Origin of the sequence: Neptuniibacter sp. (assembly GCF_024231755.1) — a bacterium.
In the GTDB taxonomy this organism is placed as follows: domain Bacteria; phylum Pseudomonadota; class Gammaproteobacteria; order Pseudomonadales; family Balneatricaceae; genus Neptuniibacter.
Window position 1 is genome coordinate 1 of record NZ_JAAEQH010000205.1, and the last position, 2,687, is coordinate 2,687.

The 2,687-nt window shown below is 40.3% G+C and carries 2 protein-coding genes; both read left to right on the forward strand.

The genetic code is table 11. The annotated features are described in order from the left end of the window. The coding region (locus tag GY843_RS10565; protein ID WP_297309327.1) for a DNA polymerase at nt 1-939 on the forward strand (939 nt) is incomplete at its 5' end. Further along, entirely contained in the window at nt 932-2,197 is a 1,266-nt protein-coding gene (locus GY843_RS10570) for a DUF3987 domain-containing protein (RefSeq protein WP_297309330.1), read from the forward strand. The genes GY843_RS10565 and GY843_RS10570, both read left to right, overlap by 8 nt. Nucleotides 2,198-2,687: the final 490 nt, after the last annotated feature.

Consider the following 2,687-nt stretch of genomic DNA (forward strand, 5'->3'; position numbering starts at 1 on the left):
CCCTGGAGAACAGGTACAAACTTACAGAATATTACAAAGGACTTGCGGGCTATGTTCATACCAGACAGAGGACGTACTATGTTTTATGCCGACTTACAAGCAGCTGAATCCAGGGCAACGGCATACCTCTCAGGTGATGCAGGTTATATCAACGCTGTTGAATCATCAGATCTACACACTGAGGTAGCCAAGATGGTGTGGCCTAACATGGGTTGGACAGAAGACAATGCACAGAATAGAACACTAGCAGAGCGACCTTACTATGGTAACTTCTCGTATCGTGATGTATGTAAAAGGGCTGGTCATGGTACTAACTATGGTGCGTCAGCTAACACAGTAGCAAGACATACAAAGATTAAAGTAGCACATGCTACAAGATTCCAACTCTTATACTTTGGTGGTATTGTGCCACTAGCCTCGTTAGAACGTTGGCATAAACAGGATAAGAAAGGGGGCTTCGACGAACTCATGGAACTAGGAGAGAAGATTGGATCGGGCACGCAAGTACTTGTGCGTGTAGCTGGTGCATTTCCTGGTATAAGAACATGGCACACAGAAGTTATTAAAGAACTACAATCAACAGGTAACTTAGTTACACCGTTCGGTAGACGCAGACAATTCTGGGGTAGGTTAGATGATGAACACTATGCAAGAAAAGCTATAGCCTATCTTCCACAATCTACTATCGGTGACTTACTTAACAAAGGATTATATAGAGTATGGTCTGAGTTGTTTCAAGAAGGTGTAGAAATATTAGGACAGGTGCATGATGCAGTCTTAGGTCAATGTCCTAATGATAAGGTAGACTATTTAATTCCTAAGGTAATTGATTGTTTAGAAAATCCTATTGATGTTAAAGGCAGAAGCATGGTGATACCTTCAGATGCAGAGGTAGGGGACTCTTGGAAAAACTTAAAGAAGTGGGTAGCCAATGCGTAAGAATACAGATTTTATTAAGGCATGTGTAAAGGCTACAACAGGTAGTCCGATACCAGATAGGTTCTCTACATGGACAGCAATTTCTGCTGTGGCTGGAGCACTAGGTCGTAAGTGTTGGTTGTCTATGACTAACTATGATATCAGACCTAACATGTTTGTTGTACTAGTTGCACCACCAGGTAGAAACAAATCTGTCTCGCTCATCCTGCCGTTCTCTAAAGTCTTTGCTAAACTTACTACACCTGTAGGTACAGAAGAAGATCATGATGAATTTAATAGTGGGTTAACAAGATACGGTTTAAAAAATTACCCATTGCATATTATACAAGATAGAATTACACCAGAAAAATTAGCAGTAGAAATGTCTAAGGTTACACGACTAGACTTACGTTGTGCTACACCTAAAGAAGATATGTTCTACGACTCATCACTTACATTATGTACATCAGAGTTTGGTACGTTCATGAATAGGAACCACCAATACTTACAGATGTTTATGACTGACATGTGGGATAGTAAAGATTCTTACAGTCATCAAATTAAAACAGGCTCATCACAATTTATTAAAGGACCTTGTCTTAACTGGATAGCATGTGCTACACCTCAACAGTTTGTGGATAACTTACCAGAGGATGCAGCTTCACAAGGGTTGTTATCTAGGATACTTCCTATCTACCATGAAGGACATAGGATAGCACAAAGCTTACATCAGAAAAGAATTGATGATAGTGTAGCCGAAGACTTAACACATGACCTTAGTATGATAGCTAAAATGCATGGGCAATTTGCCTTTGATGCAGAGGTACATGAAGAAGTCGAGAAAGATTTTCAAGAATATATAAAACCAGAACCCACTGATCCTAACATGATCGAGTACAATCAACGTAGAGTATCTCACTTTATTAAGGTAGCTATGTCTATATCTGCCTCACGTAGAGGGACAAGGATAATTACAGGCAGTGATTGGGCTCTTACTAAAGAGATTATGTTTGATGTAGAGAAGTATATGCCTAAGGCATTGGAAGGTTTTGGCATGAGTAAGACTGGTAAAATTGCTCATGATATGAAGGGTTGGTTGGAGACTACTGTGTTTAACAATAACCGCTCTCACGTGCGTCTGAAGCTGTTTAAACGGCAACTTTTGAACAAGACTATGGCACCCGGGGAGATTACACAGTATATCCAAGCTATGGAAGACTCTGGTTATATCCGTGTTGAATCTGAATTGGTATTCCTATGCAGAAAAGACGCAATATAATCCGAGGTCTACGTTGGGCGAAGGCTCTCGAGGATAAACCTAGATTCATCTCCTCTCCAAGAATCAAGGGTATCCAGAGAGCTGGGCTCATCTATGAGAATAGAATAGCCAACTACATCAAGGCTTTATATGGAGAGGAAGTACTACATGGACAATGGTATGAGTATGAGGACAGGCGTGGGCTAGGTTGGTGTCAACCCGACATCATAGTCCTGCCTAATGACGACCGTAAGTTTATATTAGTCCTAGAGTGCAAGCTAAAAGCAACAAGGAAAGCATGGGTTCAGCTTAACTATCTGTATCGTCCTGTACTTGAGAAGATTTATCCACAGGTAGAAATCAGAATGGTGCAGGTGGTAAAGAACCTGGATAAAAATTTAAAGTTAGATTTAGTTGAGACACTAGATGATGTCTTTTGTCAAGAGCAAAAGTTTGAATACTCGACATTATTTTTACGGAACTTAACATGATAGATATAGACAACGGCTTC